At 40.5% G+C, this 19628-nt stretch carries 18 protein-coding genes; all 18 read left to right on the top strand.

Annotated elements, in window-relative coordinates:
* Positions 1-231: 231 nt before the first annotated feature.
* The 18 genes from G603_RS0107580 to recG all read left to right on the top strand — a co-directional run bounded on the left by G603_RS0107580 (position 232) and on the right by recG (position 19591).
* Positions 232-2013: an ABC transporter ATP-binding protein gene (locus tag G603_RS0107580; RefSeq protein ID WP_051207605.1), complete on the top strand. Its 1782-nt coding sequence runs from the start codon at positions 232-234 to the stop codon at positions 2011-2013.
* Between the two features lie 49 nt (positions 2014-2062).
* Positions 2063-3850, top strand: a complete 1788-nt coding sequence (locus G603_RS0107575) for an ABC transporter ATP-binding protein (protein WP_026669836.1) — start codon at positions 2063-2065, stop codon at positions 3848-3850.
* Between the two features lie 76 nt (positions 3851-3926).
* Positions 3927-4445 carry a GNAT family N-acetyltransferase gene (locus G603_RS0107570; RefSeq protein WP_026669835.1) on the top strand — a complete coding sequence of 173 codons (519 nt, stop codon included), beginning with the start codon at positions 3927-3929 and terminating at the stop codon, positions 4443-4445.
* Positions 4446-4457: 12 nt separating this feature from the next.
* Complete coding sequence (locus G603_RS0107565; RefSeq protein ID WP_051207603.1) at positions 4458-5000, top strand: Gx transporter family protein; 543 nt, start codon at positions 4458-4460, stop codon at positions 4998-5000.
* Entirely contained in the window at positions 4997-5614 is a 618-nt protein-coding gene (gene ruvA, locus G603_RS0107560; protein ID WP_026669833.1) for a Holliday junction branch migration protein RuvA, read from the top strand. Before G603_RS0107565 ends, ruvA begins: the two co-directional genes overlap by 4 nt.
* Before the next feature lie 64 nt (positions 5615-5678).
* Entirely contained in the window at positions 5679-6701 is a 1023-nt protein-coding gene (gene ruvB, locus G603_RS0107555; protein ID WP_026669832.1) for a Holliday junction branch migration DNA helicase RuvB, read from the top strand.
* Positions 6702-6864: 163 nt separating this feature from the next.
* Complete coding sequence (locus G603_RS0107550; RefSeq protein ID WP_196808053.1) at positions 6865-7272, top strand: cell division protein ZapA; 408 nt, start codon at positions 6865-6867, stop codon at positions 7270-7272.
* Between the two features lie 42 nt (positions 7273-7314).
* Complete coding sequence (locus tag G603_RS0107545; RefSeq protein ID WP_026669831.1) at positions 7315-9663, top strand: peptidase U32 family protein; 2349 nt, start codon at positions 7315-7317, stop codon at positions 9661-9663.
* Between the two features lie 3 nt (positions 9664-9666).
* A complete protein-coding gene (locus G603_RS0107540; RefSeq protein ID WP_026669830.1) occupies positions 9667-11058 on the top strand; it encodes an FtsW/RodA/SpoVE family cell cycle protein in 1392 nt (463 codons plus the stop codon).
* Positions 11036-12481 carry a peptidoglycan D,D-transpeptidase FtsI family protein gene (locus G603_RS0107535; RefSeq protein ID WP_026669829.1) on the top strand — a complete coding sequence of 482 codons (1446 nt, stop codon included), beginning with the start codon at positions 11036-11038 and terminating at the stop codon, positions 12479-12481. Before G603_RS0107540 ends, G603_RS0107535 begins: the two co-directional genes overlap by 23 nt.
* 32 nt (positions 12482-12513) lie before the next feature.
* Complete coding sequence (locus G603_RS0107530) at positions 12514-12849, top strand: hypothetical protein (RefSeq protein WP_026669828.1); 336 nt, start codon at positions 12514-12516, stop codon at positions 12847-12849.
* Between the two features lies 1 nt (position 12850).
* Entirely contained in the window at positions 12851-13915 is a 1065-nt protein-coding gene (locus G603_RS0107525) for a hypothetical protein (protein WP_026669827.1), read from the top strand.
* Between the two features lie 16 nt (positions 13916-13931).
* Positions 13932-14324: a GerW family sporulation protein gene (locus G603_RS0107520; protein ID WP_026523600.1), complete on the top strand. Its 393-nt coding sequence runs from the start codon at positions 13932-13934 to the stop codon at positions 14322-14324.
* 28 nt (positions 14325-14352) lie between these two features.
* Entirely contained in the window at positions 14353-14886 is a 534-nt protein-coding gene (locus tag G603_RS0107515) for a J domain-containing protein (RefSeq protein WP_026523599.1), read from the top strand.
* A gap of 148 nt (positions 14887-15034) precedes the next feature.
* Complete coding sequence (rpmB, locus tag G603_RS0107510) at positions 15035-15220, top strand: 50S ribosomal protein L28 (RefSeq protein ID WP_026494616.1); 186 nt, start codon at positions 15035-15037, stop codon at positions 15218-15220.
* A 144-nt stretch (positions 15221-15364) separates the two neighbouring features.
* Positions 15365-15727, top strand: coding sequence for an Asp23/Gls24 family envelope stress response protein (locus G603_RS0107505; RefSeq protein ID WP_026669826.1), 363 nt, complete (start codon positions 15365-15367; stop codon positions 15725-15727).
* 53 nt (positions 15728-15780) lie between these two features.
* A complete protein-coding gene (locus tag G603_RS0107500; protein ID WP_051207633.1) occupies positions 15781-17526 on the top strand; it encodes a DAK2 domain-containing protein in 1746 nt (581 codons plus the stop codon).
* A gap of 10 nt (positions 17527-17536) precedes the next feature.
* Entirely contained in the window at positions 17537-19591 is a 2055-nt protein-coding gene (recG, locus tag G603_RS0107495; RefSeq protein ID WP_051207631.1) for an ATP-dependent DNA helicase RecG, read from the top strand.
* Positions 19592-19628: the final 37 nt, after the last annotated feature.

The raw sequence follows: 19628 nt of genomic DNA, 5'->3' as shown, positions 1-19628 counted from the left end.
ATTGATTGTAAAACTAAATTCAAAACACATATATAACCAAAAAGCCAAATAACCTATAACCAATTCAATGACATGTGCGAAGCGTTGAAGGCAATAGCCCGTTACCGGTGATTGAAGGCTCGTCCACAGCCTAAATATTACCAATAATTTTGCGTATACGAGCCTTACGAGTCCGGAAACGGGCTATTGCCTCCATAAGCACGCACATGGGACTAAATGGAGATAATAATCATGAATCAGTCAGCTGAGTGGAAATTTCCTAGAACAAGATTGCAGTGGATTTGGGACAACATGGAGGGATTTAGGGGACTTTATGTTGTTATTATTTTGGGAACAGTTGTTTATAACATGATGCAACTCACTGTTCCTTACTTTTCATCGAGAATCATTGATGAATTCTTAACCGGCCCTAATGCAAAAGAAAACTTTGCATTACACCCTGATGAATTCTATCGCCTCATCTTCATGATGATAGGATTCACATTACTTAGATGCATCATAGTCTACTTCGACTGTCTTGGATACGAGAAAGTATCACAGGCAGTTTTATTCCGTGTCAGAAACATTCTTTATGACAAAATCCAAAGACAGGACATGAAATTCTATAGCACCTACAGAACAGGTGACCTTATGACAAGAGTAACAGGTGACCTTGATGCTGTAAGACACATGATTGCCTGGGTTGTAAGAATGGTTATTGAAGCCATTTCACTTATTACTGCTGTCGGCATCTACTTCATGTTCATGAACTGGAAAATGGCGCTTTGCCTTTTAGCTGTGGCGCCTTTCATTCTTGCGATTATTGTAGCCTTCAAGATGCAGGTAGCTCCCATGCACAGACTTCTTCGTGAAAAACTTGCAAAAATGAATACAATGGCACAGGAAAATATCGCAGGAAACCGCGTTGTTAAAGCATTTGCAAGAGAAGACTATGAGATAGACAACTTTGATAAATGCAACACAGATTATAGAGAAACCAATAAAAAGACAGCTTATACATGGCTTAGATTTTTCCCTTATGTAGAAAGTCTTGCAAACCTGCTGCCTCTTATACTTTTGCTGGTGGGCGGACTTTTCCTTATCGGAGATCAGATGACCATGGGACAGTACGTGGCATTTTCAGGTCTTATCTGGGCTATTGCCAACCCCATGAGACAGCTTGGAAACATCATGAACGAGTTCCAGAGATTCTCTGCTGCATCCGTTAAGGTCATGGAAATCTATTACTCAGAACCTGAGATCGTTGATAAAGAATATACAGCCCTTATGCCCAACAGATTCGATGGGAAAATTGAATTCAGGGATGTTAGCTTTAAATACTCCGATGGTAAGCTTCCTGTTCTTAAGCATATTTCATTTACAGCTGAACCGGGACAAACCATCGCCATAATGGGTGAAACAGGCTGCGGTAAGACATCGCTTATCCATCTGATTCCCAGATTTTATGAGCCTACAGAGGGCAAAGTTCTGGTTGATGGCGTAAATGTACAGGATATTAAGCTTAATCAGCTTAGAAAAAACATAGGTCTGGCTACCCAAGACGTGCTTTTGTATTCAGATACTATAGATGGAAACATAGCTTACGGTGATCAGTTCTTAAGTAAAGAGGATGTTACAAAGTTTGCCAGATATTCACAGGCTTCTGATTTTATCGCAAAGATGCCTGAAGGCTATGAGACAATTGTAGGTGAGAGAGGTGTTGGACTTTCCGGCGGTCAGAAGCAGAGAATATCTCTTGCAAGAGCCCTTGCCGTAAGACCGTCAATTCTTATTCTCGACGATACTACGTCGGCGGTGGACTTAGAGACAGAGAAGGCTATTCAGGATCACCTGCGGGAGCTTGATTTTAAATGCACCAAGATAATAATTGCCCAGCGTATCTCCACCACTAAGGATGCGGATCAGATACTTATCATGCAGCATGGTGAGATCACTGAGCGTGGTACCCACGAAGAACTTATAAAGCAGGGCGGATACTACGCAGAGCTTGTTAAACTGCAGGCCGGTGCTTAAATACAGAAAATAACTAAGATTTTGTTTTTGATTAAAATAGGAGACAAAAATGGCACGCAATACTTACAAACAGGATGAAATACTTGAAGAGCCCTTTGATATAAAGCATCTCCTTAGGGCATCTGTATATATTAAAAGACACGCAGGAAAAATGATACTGGCACTGGTGCTTTCAGCCATAGGCGGAATTACGGCCCTTGTGAGCCCGATTCTTGTTCAGAAGGCTCTGGATGAGGCTATTCCCAACGCTGATAAGAAAATGCTGTTTACTTTGGTTATAACCATGGCAGTATTTTACCTGCTGAGTATGCTTTTCATAACAGTCAGATCAAAGATCATGGTAAATGTATCCCAGGATATCATTTACCAGATAAGAAAAGATCTCTTTGAGCATCTGCAGCAGCTACCTTTCCAGTATTATGACGACAGACCTCATGGCAAAATTCTGGTAAGAGTAGTTAACTACGTAAATTCAGTTTCGGATATGCTAAGTAACGGTCTTATAAATCTGGTTTTGGAATTCCTTAATCTGATTTTTATCGTGGCTTTTATGCTTTATGTGGACATTCAACTGAGCCTTGTGGTTCTTGCGGGTGTACCAATTCTCATGGTTTTCATGTTCTGGATTAAGAACAGACAGAGAAAAGCATGGCAGGCAGTTTCCAATAAAAACTCCAACCTGAACGCATATCTTCAGGAGAATATTGTAGGAGCAAGAATCACACAGATTTTTGCAAGAGAAGATGAAAATGCAAAAATATTTAAGGATCTTTCAGGTGATTGCAGAAAGACCTGGATGAAGGCTATATACTACAGTACTCTGGTATGGCCGGGAATTGACACCATATCGGTATTTGTAAGGGCAGCTATCTATATTTTCGGACTTGTTATTTTCGCAGGGGGACATCAGACCCTTGGAACAATCGTAGCCATATCAAGCTATGCTTCAAGATTCTGGCAACCCATTATGAACCTTGGAAATATTTTCAATAACTTTATTAATAACATCGCTTATCTGGAGCGAATCTTCGAGACCATGGATGAACCTGTAACCGTTACAGATGCTGAAGATGCGGTTCCCATGAAGGAGATGAAGGGCGAGGTTGAGTTTAAGAATGTAAGCTTTTCATACGAAAAGGGCAAAGAGATTCTTCATAACGTTTCATTCACTGTTAAGCCCGGTGAGAGCGTTGCCCTGGTTGGACCTACAGGTGCAGGAAAAAGTACAATTGTCAGCCTGATATCAAGATTCTACAACGTGGACAGCGGAAGTATTCTTATAGACGGACAGGATATTTCAAAGGTTACCCTTAAGTCACTTCGTCAGCAGATGGGAATCATGCTTCAGGACAGCTTTATTTTCTCAGGTACAATTGAGGACAATATCAGATATGGTAAGCTTGATGCCACCAGTGAAGAAATTGTAAAAGCAAGCAAAACTGTTTGTGCTCACGATTTCATTAATGGTATGTCAGACGGCTATGATACTGAAGTTAGAGAGCGCGGTGCAATTCTTTCTCAGGGTCAGAAGCAGCTTATATCCTTTGCGAGAACACTTTTATCCGATCCTGCAATTCTGGTACTTGACGAAGCAACTTCAAGTATCGATGTGCAGACGGAAAAAGCGCTGCAGCAGGGACTTAATGCTATGCTTAAGGGCAGAACAAGCTTTATTATCGCTCACAGATTATCAACCATCACAGGTTGTGATAAGATTATGTATATTAATGACGGCGGTATTACTGAAGCCGGAACCCACGAGGAACTCATGGCTAAAAAGGGCGATTATTATAAGCTTTACACAGCTCAGGTTGAGGGACTAAGGGGCATTGCCTGATCCGGACATTTTGAATTTAAACTGATAAAGATTATTAATTATTAAGCTATTAGAAATATAGCTTTTGGAGGAGATTATGGAAAAATTAAAAATAAGAGAGGTGAGCCTTGAGGATGCATCAAGGCTCATTGAGATATACAATTACTACATTGAGGAAACTGCCATCACCTACGAGATCGAGGATGTGACTGTCGAGGATTTTAGAGGCAGAATCAGCAATACCCTTAAAAAATATCCTTATCTTGTTGCTGAGTATGAAGGAAAAATCATAGGCTATGTCTATGCCAGCAGCTTTGTAGACAGAGCAGCATACGATCACTGCGCAACACTTAGCATTTATCTTGATAAGGATTATCACGGACTTGGAGCAGGCAGAGCTCTCTATGAGGCAATTGAAGAGAGACTGTTAAAGATGGGCGTTGTTAATCTCTATGCCTGCATTGCTTACACCAAGGTGGAGGATGAGTACCTCACAAATAACAGCATGCGTTTCCATGAACACATGGGATATAAGCTCTGCGGAACTTTTAATGAGTGTGGCAGGAAATTCGGCAGATGTTATGACATGATTTACATGGAGAAGCTTATTAGATAAAATGTATATGGTATGAATGGTAAAGAGTTTTGGGGAAATGACGATAATCGAACATCTTATGTTGTGATTCTGGGCTTTATGCTGGCCCTTTCGCTTATTTTATCTTATGTCGAGTCTTTGATTCCATTCCCATTCGGAGTTCCCGGTATGAAGCTGGGACTACCCAATATGGCCGTTGTAATCCTTATTTACAGGTACGGTGCAAAAGAAGGCATTGTCATTAATGTTTTAAGGATTATTTTAAGCGGCTTTTTATTTGGAAATCTTTTTGGAATCATGTTCTCGATATCAGGCGCCCTTATCAGTTTTTTATGCATGATAATTGCGAAAAAATCAGGGCTTTTTGATATAAGAGGAGTAAGCGTTATAGGCGGACTTTGCCACAATATTGCGCAGCTCATTGTGGCTGCTTTTATTGTAAAAACTTCCGGAATCATGTTTTATCTGCCTGTGCTTCTTGTGTCAGGCGCCGTAACGGGCTTCCTCAATGGCTTTATCGCTGAAAAGTTGAGCATATATTTAAATAAAAGTTTTATCAGGAGTAAAAACAGATGATTGCATTTTTAAACGGAATTGTGGATCAGATTGATGATACCGTTGCTGTAATAGATGTTAATGGTATCGGATATAACGTGTTTGTATCTGCATATACGGCTGACAGGCTTCCTGCCAAGGGAGAAGTGGTTAAGCTCTATACCTATCTAAGTGTCAGAGAAGACGCCATGAACCTTTACGGCTTTTTGTCCAAGGATGAGCTGGAATTTTTCAAGCTTCTTATCAGCGTAAGCGGTATTGGTCCAAAAGGCGGTCAGGCTATTTTATCCGTTATGACACCGGACGATCTCAGATTTGCAATTTTGGCAGGAGATTCCAAAGCGATTTCAAAGGCTCCCGGAGTTGGCAAAAAGACAGCAGAGAGACTTGTATTAGAGCTTCATGACAAGATTTCTTCTGAGGATATTACATCAGGAAGAGTTTCAGGAGATGCAGATTCACTTATTCCTTCAAGTGATAGCGAACCTCAAAATGAGGCAATCGAAGCACTGGTTGCTCTTGGATATTCCGGAACAGATGCTGCAAAGGCTGTAAGAAAGGTTCTGTCAGCAGGAAATGTAGACGGTTCTGATACAGAAAGCATACTTAAGCTTGCTTTGAAGGAATTATTTTAAGAAAGCAGGCTTTGACTCTAACATGATACATAGCAGAGCATAAATTCCTACTATGGAGATTTTTATGGAAAAGAGAACTATTCGTACATCAGCAAAATCAAATACCACAAATGCTGAGTTTATAAATGAAGATATAAAGTTTGAGGGATCACTTCGTCCAAAGAAGCTTGCCGATTACATTGGCCAGCAGAAGATTAAGGACAATCTGAACATCTCAATTGAAGCGGCAAAGCAGAGAGGTCAGAGTCTTGATCACATTCTTCTCTATGGACCTCCCGGACTTGGAAAGACAACCCTTGCGGAGATTATCGCAAATGAGATGGGTGTAAACTGCAAGGTTACAAGCGGTCCTGCCATTGAAAAGCCGGGTGAAATCGCTGCTATTTTAAATAATCTCAAGGAAGGGGATGTCCTTTTCATTGATGAGATTCACCGCCTTAACAGGCAGGTTGAAGAGGTTCTTTATCCTGCAATGGAAGATTACAAGATCGACATCATGATCGGAAAAGGCCCTACTGCCAGATCCATCAGACTTGATCTTCCGCATTTTACGCTGGTTGGTGCTACCACAAGAGCAGGTATGCTTTCAGCGCCACTTCGTGACAGATTCGGAATGCTCTATAGAATGGAGTTTTATGAGATTGAAGAACTTATGAATATTATCCTTCAGTCAGCTAAGGTCCTTAATGTAGAAACAGAAGCAGGCGGCGCAAAAGAGATGGCAAAAAGGAGCCGCGGAACGCCGCGAATTGCCAACAGAATACTTAAGAGAGTCAGGGATTATGCACAGGTAAGGTATGATGGCGTTATCACAGAAGAAGTTGCTAAAACTGCCCTTGACCTTATGGATGTTGATAAGCTGGGACTTGATCACAATGACAGAACACTTCTACTTACTCTTATTGAGAAATTTGGCGGAGGCCCTGCAGGTCTTGATACGCTAGCGGCTTCCATCGGTGAAGATCCCGGAACAATAGAAGATGTCTATGAGCCTTATCTTTTGAAAAATGGTCTCATTAACAGAACTCCAAGGGGCAGAGTAGTTACAGATCTGGCATATCAGCATTTGGGACTTGATTTTGAATAATTTAACCCAATATATATTTTTCTGCAATATATATTGTAGTATAATATCTGATAAATACAGTATATTGTAGGTTTTTTATTATATAATTCTTGGATTTTCTCTTGAAATAGGGGCTAAAAGAAGTATATAATTCATTCATAACACTTTTTCGGGGGAGGAAATTATGGCTTCTAAGACAGATACCGAGGTTATCATTGGGGGAAAGGTTTTTACCTTAAGTGGATATGAAAGTGAGGAATACTTACAGAAGGTTGCCTCATATATAAATAATAAGATTGCAGACTATAACAAGATGGAGGGCTTCAAGAGACAGCCACTCGATACTCAGAACGTTCTGCTTCAGCTTAATATTGCTGATGACTACTTCAAGGCTAAGAAACAGGTTGAGCTTTTGGAGGGTCAGCTCAGTGACAAGGAAAAGGAGCTTTATGACATTAAGCATGAGCTTATTGCCACTCAGATAAAGCTTGAGAATACTGAGAAAAACGTTAAGAATCTTCAGTCTGACATTACAGAGGATTCAAGAAAGATTATTCAGATGGAAACAGAGCTTAAGACTCTGAAAAAGTAATGTGAAGGCTGCCGATATGGGCAGCCTTTTTCGGTGAAATATATGAATAAAGTTGAATTACTTGCACCGGCAGGGAACTACGAGACCATGCTGGGCGCTTTTGCTGCAGGTGCTGACGCTGTATATCTTGGCGGACAGGGCTTTGGCGCAAGAGCATTTGCTGACAATTTCACAGAGGAAGAGGTTGTATCTGCTATCAGATATGCGCATCTTCATGGCAAAAAGATCTATCTGACCACCAATATTTTGCTCAAAGAAAATGAGATAGATTCTTTTAAGGAATTCTTTGAACCTTATGCCTATGCAGGCCTGGATGGCGCCATCATCCAGGATCTTGGTGTGTTCAAAATTATAAGCGAAGAATTCCCCTGGGTTGAGAGACATGCCAGCACTCAGATGACAATAACGGGGCCCGAGGGAGCAAGACTTCTTAAGGAGCTTGGTGCCACAAGAGTTGTGCCTGCAAGAGAGCTTACCCTTGATGAGATTCACGGAATTCATGAATATTGTAAAAAGATAGACGGCGAGGGCATCGAAATCGAAGCCTTTATTCATGGCGCAATGTGCTACAGCTATTCAGGAGCCTGCCTTTTTTCAAGTATGGTAGGTGAGAGAAGCGGAAACAGAGGACGCTGCGCACAGCCCTGCAGACTTCCCTATAAGCTTAACGGACACGGAAAAGAGTGTTATCCCTTAAGCCTTAAGGATATGTGTATGGTAGACAGGATTCCTGAGCTTATAGAAGCCGGAATTAATTCCTTTAAGATTGAAGGAAGAATGAAAAAGCCCGAGTATGCAGCAGGAGTTACTTCTGTTTACAGAAGATTTATTGATAAGTACTACGAAGCTATTGCATCCGGCAAGGAAAAGGGCACAGTTAAGCTTTTATCCAATGCGGGAGATAAGAAGATTTTATCAAGCCTGTATCTTCGTTCTGAAATTGGCGAGGGCTATTATTTCAGACACAACAGTAAGGATATGGTTACACTTGAGAATCCTTCCTATAACGGATCTGACGAAGAGGTTCTTAGAGAGGTTGGAGAACAATACTTATCCGGCAAAAAGCTTATTCCGATTGATTTAAAATGCGAGCTAATTGCTGATAAAGAGGCTGCATTAACACTTACTACTGTTACAGATGATCACGTATCGGTTACAGTTACGGGCGACATTGTTCAGAGAGCTCAGAACAGACCAATGGCTTTAGAAGATTGCAAAAAACAGCTTTTAAAGTTTGGTAATTCGGAGTTTTCAGTTTCATCCTGTGATATTACTTTGGATGATGCAGGAATTTTCATGCCTGTAAAAGCACTTAATGAGCTAAGAAGAAAAGCTGCAGCAGATCTTGAAAAAGCTATAATAAAGAGCCGTGGTTATGAAGAAAATATCGAAATGCCGCCTATAGAAAGGCTTCCGAGAAGTGAATATAAACATGAGAAAATTAAAAGCTTTATAAATAAGCCCACTCTTTGCATAAGCGTAATGAGTAAGGCTCAGCTTGACGTGGTTTCACAGGAATGCGTAAACAGAGGCAATATCGACAGAGTTATTGTGGACTCAAGGCTCCTTCTTTTAAATGAGGAATTGCCTGATATGGGCAGAGCAGAGGTTTTTGCTGCGCTTCCTTATGTACTTAGATGCGAAAAGGGTATTCCTGACAGATACGATCTGAAAAGAATTCTTGATTATGCGGATAAATTCGGCCTTGATGGCATAGTTGTAAGGAATCTTGAGGAGCTTTCCTATGCACTTCATTATGGCTATAAGGGTAGAATAGTTCCGGATTATGGTCTTTATCTCTGGAATGAAGAAGCATTTAAGTTATATGGAGAAATCCTTAAAAATCAAGGCTTTTCGGATTTTTCGCTTCCTTTAGAGCTTAGCTATCCCGAGATGAACGATACCATGAAGGGTATTTATGGTCACATAATTTCATCGGGCAGACATGAGCAGATTTCACTGCCTACAGCTATGCTACAGGTTTATGGAAGGGTTCCCATGATGCACACTGCAAACTGTATCAGGAACACCTTTGGGGACTGCACAGGAAAAAGAGGCGGAGAAGTTTTCTACGAGACTATTTTTATAAATGACAGAACAGGCAGAACCATGCCTGTAACCTATGATTGCAGATACTGCACCAATATTATATGGAACAGCGTACCTGTATCATTATTTAAAAAGGCAGATAAGCTCAGTAGTTTTTCATCAAAATACAACACCTGCTTCAGGGTGGATCTTACCACCGAGAAGGCAGATGTGAGCAGAGATATAATTAGGGGATATGAGGAGCTTTTGAAATTCGGATCCGGAAAAGATAAGGATATGTATATTGAAAAACTTCTTAGTATGGATTACACTACGGGACATTTTGAGAGGAGCGCAGATTAAAGTTTGGGGATACTTGATTTTTATTTATCTGAAATAGCCAAGTATGTAATTGGGGGATGTATTCTTGCTTATACATTTTTCAGCTTCCTGGTATTTGTCTATAAAGGAGAAAAAAGACGCGGATGGATCTACGGTTTTCAGACGGCGTTTCTTTTTCTTACCCAATTTGCCTGCTTCATTCAGATAATTGCCAAGACCGGAAGTAAAAGATACCTGCTTCTTCTTGCGATACAGACCCTTGTAATCCTCACAACTATTTCCCTGTATAAGATGATATATCCTGACGGAAACAGGCTTATTATTCACAATATGTGTTTTATGCTGATGGTTGGGATGCTGGTAATTACAAGAGTTTCTTACTGGAAGGGCATCAAGCAGTTCATGATAGCATCGGTTTCAATAGTTATCGCACTGCTTATTCCTGAGATAATATTCAGATTAGAGATTTTAGAAAAGATGGGCTACGTTTTTGCAGCAGCGGGGCTTATTTTACTGACTGTGCTTCTGGTATATGGAACTGTAACCAACGGCTCAAAAATCAATTTCAGAATCGCCGGCATTTCCTTTATGCCTACAGAGGTTGTAAAGCTTTTCTTTGTATTTTTTGCGGCGTCAGTCCTGTCTATGAAGACGAATTTTAAGACCGTAGCTATTTGTTCTGTGCTTGCTGCTGCTCATGTGATAATTCTTGTTTTATTAAAAGACCTTGGAAGTGCGCTTATTTACTTTGTTGTATATATGTGCATCCTCCTTGTGGCAACAGGGAATCCTTTGTATTTTATTTCGGGCTTTGCCTTTGGGGGACTTGCCAGTGTCGTAGCATACAAGCTTTTTCCTCATATTCAGGTCAGAGTTGCAGCATTTATCAATCCCTGGGCGGATATCGAAACAGGGGGCTATCAGATAGCACAGTCACTTTTTGCAATAAGCGGCGGAGGACTTTTTGGATTGGGGCTTTATGGGGGTAATCCCACATCTATTCCCTACGTTGAGGAAGACTTTATTTTCGCAGCGATTTCAGAGGAGCTTGGCATAATTTTTGCCTGCTGCCTTCTTGCGATTTGTATATCAACCTTTGTAATGGTACTTCGTGAAGCCTACAAGATTAAAAATGATTTTGGAAGACTCCTTTGTCTTGGTTTTGGAGTTACGTATATTTTTCAGGTGTTCCTTACAGCGGGAGGAAATTCAAAATTCATTCCTCTTACAGGAGTGACGCTTCCTCTTGTTAGCTATGGCGGAACTTCTGTACTGGTATCCATAGTCATGTTTGCTTTTATTGAGGGTGAATGCCTTGTCAGAAGCAATGAGAGGTACCAGGATTATTTAGAGAAAAAGAAAGAGGCAGCCTATAGAAATAAGGCCGTAAATAATGGACAAAGAAAATCAGACTGAAAAAAACAGTAAAACTACAAATAAAAATCTATATTCCATAGTCTTTATCGGCTCTGCTTTTATTGTGCTTTTTGCCGTAATGATAAGCTATATCTGCGTATTTTCTTTTTCTAATAAGCAGGAGATGATGGATAACAGCTACAATACCCATCAGGCTCTTTTGAAAAAGCAGAATTCCAGAGGTTCAATTTATTCATCAGATGGCAAGATATTGGCGAGAACTGTAAAGGATGATAAAGGCGAAGAAGTAAGAGAGTATCCTTACGAAAAAGTTTTCGCTCATATTGTAGGCTTTTCATCCCATGGCAGAAGCGGAATTGAAGATATAGCCAACTATTACCTGATTAACAGCAATATCTCCATTAATTCCAAGGCAAACGCCTATGAGAATGAAGAAAAGTTTCCGGGAGACAGCCTTTATACAACCCTTGATACAAAGCTCCAGGAGACTGCTTATGAAGCCTTATCTGCCCATAAAGGTGCTGTGATAGTTTCAAATGTTAAGACAGGTGAGATTCTGGCTATGGTTTCAAAGCCTGACTTTGATCCCAATAAACTTGATAAGGAATGGGTATCAATGACTACAGACGAAGACAATACCCAGCTCCTAAACAGAGCGACACAGGGACTTTATCCTCCGGGATCTACATTCAAGATAGTTACTGCTCTTGAATATTTCAGAGAAAATGGTGATAACTACAAGAATTATCACTTTAGCTGTAACGGCAGATTTACATACGAGGGCAATACCATAAACTGTTTTCATGGCGAGAGCCACGGAAGCGTGGATTTTCCTTTATCCTTTGCAAAGTCATGTAATTCATCCTTTGCAAATATGGCTGTAACCTTGGACAGAGCTTCTTTTGGAAACACATTATCCGGGCTTATGTTTGGAAGCGAGCTTCCATGGGACATGAATCATAAAAAGTCATCGGCTATCTGTAATGAAGGTCTAAGCGATAACGATATAATGCAACTTGGAATTGGACAGGGTAAAACTACGGTTACACCGCTTCACATACACCTTATTACTTCAGCAATTGCCAATGGAGGCAGCCTTGTAAAGCCTCGTGTAATGGACAGAGTTGTTTCTGATGAAGGAAAAGTCATTAAGAGCTTTTATGAAGATGAGACTAAGCAGCTCATAACCTCAGAAGAAGCTGAGTTTTTAAGAGATCTTATGCATGAAGTTGTAGAAAAGGGAACTGCTTCAAAGCTAAAAGGATTATCCTATACTGCAGCAGGAAAGACCGGTTCTGCCGAGTTCAAGGATTCAACATCTGATTCTCATGCATGGTTTACAGGATTTGCACCCTATGAGGATCCTGAAATTGCTGTTACCATAATAGTAGAAAACGCAGGGTCAGGTGGTGAATTCGCCGTGCCCATAGCTAAGAGGATTTTTGATAAATACTTCAGCTGAGAGAACTTAGCGAGGTTTTGTTGGAGAAAATTATGTCAATACGCGGATATTGCAGATTTTATAAAAATTTATATGTGGGTGAATCCATAAAGAATTCCGCTAAGGTTAAGTGGAAGCTTAAACATGGCGCAGGACAGCTCCTTATTTATGTTATAACAGCTGCTGCCAATGAAGCGGACCAGCTTGAAGTTACTCACTGTGCGTTTTTGAAACAGAAATACTATAAAAAGCATCCTGCTTTTGTTTACGGAATAGCAGGGAGCCGAGAAGAAGCCTTTGATCTGATTGTAAAGATAAGCGAGGAGGCATCAGCCTGTGGTATGGAAGGTGATTTGAAAGGATACTTAAACACAGTTTTGGGGGAATAAGATGTCACTTTTTCTGACAATTTTAAAAATAATAGGGATTGTACTTCTTGTGATCCTGGCGGTGGTTTTGGTAGTTCTTTTGCTGCTATTATTTGTGCCCATAAGATACTACGTAAACGCTGATATTGAAGAGACCAACCTGGAAACAGAAGTAGACAAGCTAAAGGATCGAATACAGGCAAAAGCAGGATTCCATTTTCTTTTGCATCTTATAAGAGGTTATATCGAATATCCAAAGGATATGGAATTTACCGTAAAGGTTTTGTTTTTCAAGGTTTTTCCAGGTAAAAATAAAGATGAGGACACCACAGAGGAGTTTGAAGAGGAGCTTCCATACGAAATGGAAGATGGCTTTGAAAATCAGGAATCCGGAGAATCTGAATCAGAACAGCCGGGAAGTGATGCAGAAACGTCAAAAGAAGAGCCTAAGGACGAATCTCAAAACGAAGTTCAGGATGAAACTCAAAATGCCGATATAGAAGATAGTGATAGCTCTGCAGAAAATGATGATTCGAACCCGGATGGCGCAGAACCTGAAAATGACGCTTCATCAGAAGAAGATTTTGATGATGAAGAGGAGGAAGAAAAGCAAAGCTTCCTCGACGTACTGAAGAAAATAAAAGATATTGTGGTTCAAATTATAAAAACACCACAAAATGTGTATCAAAAAATTAAATGTACAATATCTAGCATTTATGCTAAGATAGACATGGTTAAGAAAACGCTTGAAAATGATATTTTTAAAAGAGCTTTTAATGTTTCAAAGAAGCAGGTTTTAAGAGTTCTGAAGATGATCATTCCAAGGAAATGCAACATTAATCTGTGTGTAGGTATGAGTGATCCCACTGCGACGGCAGATATTTTCGCCGCTTACGGAATACTTTATCCCATACTTGCAGGTAAGGTATATATAACACCTGATTTTGAGAATCCCGTGATAGCCGGATCTGTCAGAATCAAAGGTAGAATCAGACTTGTTACGATAGTATGGGCTGCTGCGGTACTTTATTTTAATAAGGACGTACGCAAGACCATCAGACGATTTAAGAAGATACTTAATTCATAACTTAGGGGAGAGTTTTATGGCAGAGCATAATTTTAATGGTGTTATTGATTCACTTATGCATGGTATGAATACTATGCTTGGTTCTAAGACTGTAGTTGGCGAAGCTACAAAGGTCGGTGATACGATCATTCTTCCGCTTGTGGATGTGTCCTTTGGTGTAGGTGCAGGTGCAAGCGATGGTGATAAAAAGAACTCCGGTGCAGGCGGTTTTGCAGCCAAAATGTCACCCAGCGCAGTTCTTGTAATTAAAAACGGTCAGACAAAGCTTGTAAACATCAAGAATCAGGATGCAGTTACCAAGGTACTGGATCTCGTTCCTGATATAGCCGATCGTTTCTTAAACAAAGGTAGCGATATTATGAGCGACGAGGAGGCTGAAAGTATCGCTTTTCCTGAGGATGAAACCTGAGTTTCATAGTTAGTATAGGGGGTTCCGTATGGAAAAGTTCATTAGTGAAGAACGTATTGATGTTGCGACGGAGGAAGAGCTTCTTGAGATGAAGCTCTGGATTTACAAAGAGAGTCAGCGCCTCGAGCAGGAACAGGCAATGGTTGACAAGAAGGTAGCCGAGATTGAGAAGGAAGTAGGCTACTTCAGAACCAGCATCCAGCGCGAGAGAAGTAAGCTTGAGCACGATAAGCAGAAGCTTAAGGATGAGCAGGCTCTGTTTGATCAGCAGATTGAGATCCTGAAGGATGGTTTTGATAAGCTCAACACCGATAAGAAGAAAATCGAGCGTGAGTGGAAGAAGCTTGAACAGGAGAAGGGTTACATAAGGGAAGATGAATATCACCGTGCAGAGATTTTCTTTACAGGGGTAGATTCACTTCTTTCTCTTAAGAAGCGCTATCGTGATCTTATGAAGATATATCATCCAGATAATCTTCGCGGTGATCATGAGATGTGTGACCTGATTAATCAGGAATATAATGTTCTTTTAAGACAGTATGATTCTTATATGAAGGCATAAGGTTACAGTAAATTATAAATATTTAAATTTTTACTTGCACTTTCTTATAATATCTGTTAATATATCTCATGTTGCGGGTAAATTTATTATTTGTCGATTATCCGCTGTAGCATTTGATTTAAAATATGGCTTATAAGGAGGTGTCAAAATGGCTAAATGTGAAGTTTGCGGCAAGGGCGTTCATTTCGGTAACAACGTAAGCCATTCCCATAGAAAAACAAATAGAGTTTGGAATGCAAACGTACATAAGGTTGCTGTTAAGGTTGAAGGCGGCTCAAAGAGAATGAATGTATGTACAAGCTGTCTCAGATCTAAAAAAGTTGAGCGTGCATAATCCGTTCTAAGTAAGAAAGATTTTAAGGATTCACTTGCGGGTGAGTCCTTTTTTCTTGGAAAATTCACAAGATAAATTCGTGTTCCATTTTACGACTGCTTACTGTATAATCATTTTATGTATGCAATTTAATGGAGGTGTGGAATGAAGTCTACTTCAATAAATACCCATATGGGGAATATTGCTATCGACAATGAAGTTATCGCTCAGTATGCCGGTGCCGTTGCAAATGAATGCTTTGGTATAGTTGGCATGGCAAACGTTAACGTAGCAGACGGACTTGTAAGTCTTTTGAAAAAGGATAATATCAAGAGAGGAATCGGTGTTTCTATAGGTCAGGGACGTAAGCTTACTCTTGATTTTCATGTTATCGTCGCATATGGCGTTAGCATTTCTGCTGTAACTGATAATCTTATTGATAATGTTAAATACAAGGTTGAGGAATTCACCGGCCTTGAAATAGAAAAGATAAATATCTTTGTCGAGGGCGTTCGCGTCATCGATTGATCAAGGAGGGCTTAACTTTGAGTAACACAATTAATGCGTCACAGGTTAAGAAAATGTTTCTTGCCGGCGCAAGCAACTTGAATGCAAAAAAAGAATGGATCAATGAGCTTAATGTTTTCCCCGTTCCTGACGGAGATACAGGTACCAATATGACAATGACCATCATGTCAGCAGCTAAGGATGTACAGGCGCTGTCGGATGATGTGGATATGGCTACACTTTGTAAGAACATTTACTCAGGTGCCATGAGAGGTGCCAGAGGTAACTCAGGTGTTATTCTTTCTCAGCTCCTTAGAGGATTTACAAAGGGATGCAGAGATTATTCTGAGCTTGATGCTGTAATTATCGCAACTGCATTTGAAAAAGCTGTTGAGACTGCTTATAAGGCAGTTATGAAGCCCAAGGAAGGTACAATCCTTACAGTAGCTAAGGGAGCCAGCGAGAAGGCTTCTGAGCTTGCTAAGGAGGGCGCTACAGACCTTGGTCCTTTCTTTGAAGAGATCATTAAATACGCAGATGAAGTTCTTGCTAAGACTCCTGAGATGCTTCCTGTTCTAAAGCAGGCAGGCGTTGTAGATTCAGGTGGACAGGGACTCGTACAGGTTCTAAAGGGCGCTCTTGATTTCTATCAGGGCAGAGACGTTGATTACAAGGTTGATGAAGCAGCTGCTACACCTGTATCAAAGAAGCAGGTTGCTGCAGAGCTTGAGACTGATATTAAGTTTGGTTATTGTACAGAGTTTATCGTACTTTTGAGCAAGCCTTTAAATATCAAGCAGGAAATGGATTTCAAAGCATTTCTTGAGTCAATCGGTGACAGTATCGTAATGGTTGCTGATGACGAGATTTGTAAGGTTCATGTACATTCCAATGATCCCGGACTTGCTATTCAGAGAGCTCTCATGTATGGTCAGCTTTCCAACATGAAGATTGATAACATGAGAATGGAACACCGCGAGAAGCTTTTCCATGAGAATGAAAGTGGTGAGTACGCAGAGATAGAAACAGAAATTAATGGCGCAGCTGAAGCAACACCTACATACAGTGCAGGTGATGACATCCCACTTAAGGATGGAACAGTAAGCAGCCAGGCTGCTGCAGAGGAGCCCGAGGTTCCCACTGAGCATAAAGAGATGGGATTTGTAGCTGTATGTGCAGGCGATGGTCTTGCAGAGATATTCAGAGGTCTTGGCGTTGACTACGTTATCGAAGGCGGTCAGACCATGAATCCCAGCACTGCTGATATTTATGATGCAGCATGCAAGGTTAATGCAGATACAGTTTTCGTACTTCCTAACAACAAGAACATTATTCTTGCTGCTAACCAGGCTAAGGTAATGATGGAAGATAACGATTCTGATAAGAAGATCGTTGTAATACCTACAAAGACAGTTCCTCAGGGTATCACAGCAGCTATCAACTTCATTCCTGATATTCCGGCTGAGGATAATGAAGCAGCTATGATCGATGCAATCGGTACTGTTAAGACAGGTGAAGTTACCTATGCAGTAAGAGATACCATGATTGATGATGTTACAATCAAGCAGGGCGATTACATGGGAATCGGCGATAGCGGAATTCTTGGTGTAGGCAGTAGCATTGATGATGTAACAGCCATGATGATTGAGAAGATTGCTGATGATTCAACAGAGCTTATCAGTCTCTACTATGGATCAGATATTAACGAAGACGAAGCAAATGTACTTAGTGATCGCATCTCTGAGAAGTTCCCTAAGTGTGATGTAGAAGTTCAGTATGGCGGACAGCCGATTTACTACTATATTGTGAGTGCGGAGTAAAATTTTGAAGGTGAAAAATCCATCTTTAATTGAACATGTATCATCTTTAAAGGGCGTTGGCGATAAAAGCAGCGCCCTTTTTGAAAAGTGCGGAATAAGGACTGTAGAAGATCTCCTTAATTATTTTCCAAGAGATTATGATATCTGCGGGCCTGTAATTAATGTTGCTGATCTTACAGAAGGTGAGACCTGTGCGGTAAGAGTTGCGATGGCAGGGAAGGTTGCTGTAAGGCGTGTAAGAAACTTAAGCATACTTGCTTTTAAAGCTTCGGATGCAACAGGTGAGATGAACATTACATATTTCAATATGCCTTACATGGTCAATAACATAAAGGCTAAGACCTTTTATGTTTTCAGAGGACTGGTGCAGAAAAAGGGTAATCACTTTGTAATGGAACAGCCCAAAATGTATAAGTATGAAGACTATCTCGAAATCATGGGTACCATGCAGCCGAAATATCCTCTTGTTAAGGGTCTGTCCAATCAGCTGATGATAAAGACCGTAACCCAGGCTATAGGTGCAACTCCTTATCTTGAAGATGCTTTATCACAGAGCATGAAGCGTGAGCTTAATCTAATGGACTATTCCGAGGCTGTGAGGAAGATTCATTTTCCTGCCAATATGGATGAATTTACTGTGGCCAGAAGGAGAATTGCATTTAATGAGATACTGCAGTTTATCCTGAAAATCAGATTCCTTAAAAGAGAATCCGAAGAGTCAATTAATGACTATGTATATAGTGAATCGGGAGAGATTGATAAGCTTCTTTCAAATCTTCCCTATGAGCTTACAGGGAAACAGCTGTCTATCTGGAATGATATAAAGTCGGACCTTATGGGGCCTCACGTAATGAACAGGCTTATTCAGGGTGATGTTGGTTCCGGTAAAACTATTCTTGCTTTTATGGCTCTTCTTTTTACAGCTGCAAACGGATACCAGGGTGCGATTATGGCTCCAACAGAGGTTCTTGCAAGACAGCATTATGAATCCTTCGTAAAAATGGCTAAGGATTACGATCTTGTTTTAAAACCGGTACTTCTTGTTGGCTCACTAACTGCAAAGGAGAAGCGTGAAGCCTATGCACTTATTGAAAGCGGTGAGTGCAACTGTATTGTTGGGACCAATGCACTTATACAGGAAAAAGTAAGCTACAATAAGCTTTCACTGGTTATCACAGATGAGCAGCACAGATTTGGCGTAAAACAGAGAGAGAAGCTCTCTGAAAAGGGCTTTAATACTCATATTCTCGCCATGAGTGCAACGCCCATACCTAGAACCCTTGCAATTATTCTCTATGGAGACCTTAGCGTTTCTGTATTGGATGAGATGCCGGGCGGCAGAATACCTATTAAGAACTGTGTTGTAGGAAAAGAATACAGACCTACAGCCTATAAATTCATACACGATCAGGTAATGCAGAAAAGACAGTGCTATGTAATATGTCCCATGATAGAAGAGGGTGAGAACAGTTCTTCTGAGAATGTTACTGATTACAGTGAAATGCTTAAGCGCACGCTTCCTGATTTAAGAATTGGTCTTCTTCACGGAAAAATGAAGCCTTCCGAAAAAGACAGTGTTATGGATAAGTTCTTTAAGGGTGAAATCGATGTCCTAGTTTCTACTACGGTTATTGAAGTAGGTATCAATGTACCTAATGCCACAGTTATGATGATCGAGAATTCAGAGAGATTTGGTCTTGCTCAGCTCCATCAGCTGCGAGGAAGAGTCGGACGAGGTAAGCATCAGAGCTATTGTATTTTCATAAATACCTCAGGAAAAGAAGAAGCAAAGAACAGATTAGAGATAATGAACCACTCAAATGACGGATTTCTTATCGCTGAAGAGGACCTTAAGCAAAGAGGCCCCGGTGATCTTTTTGGAATAAGGCAAAGCGGTGAGATGTCCTTCCATGTAGCTGATATTTACCAGGATGCTGCGCTGATAAAAGAAGCTGCTGCTTATGTGGACAGACTTTTAAAGGAAGATCCGGATCTTGTTCTTGATGAAAATGCACCTTTAAAACAGTGGGCAGTATCGAATTCATTTGACTTTACGGCTTTATAAAAGTAAAATTTAGTAGAGTATGTAATGATATAATACA

Origin of the sequence: Butyrivibrio sp. AE3006 (assembly GCF_000424165.1) — a bacterium.
GTDB lineage: Bacteria > Bacillota > Clostridia > Lachnospirales > Lachnospiraceae > Butyrivibrio.
This window is presented reverse-complemented; position numbering and strand designations above follow the sequence as displayed.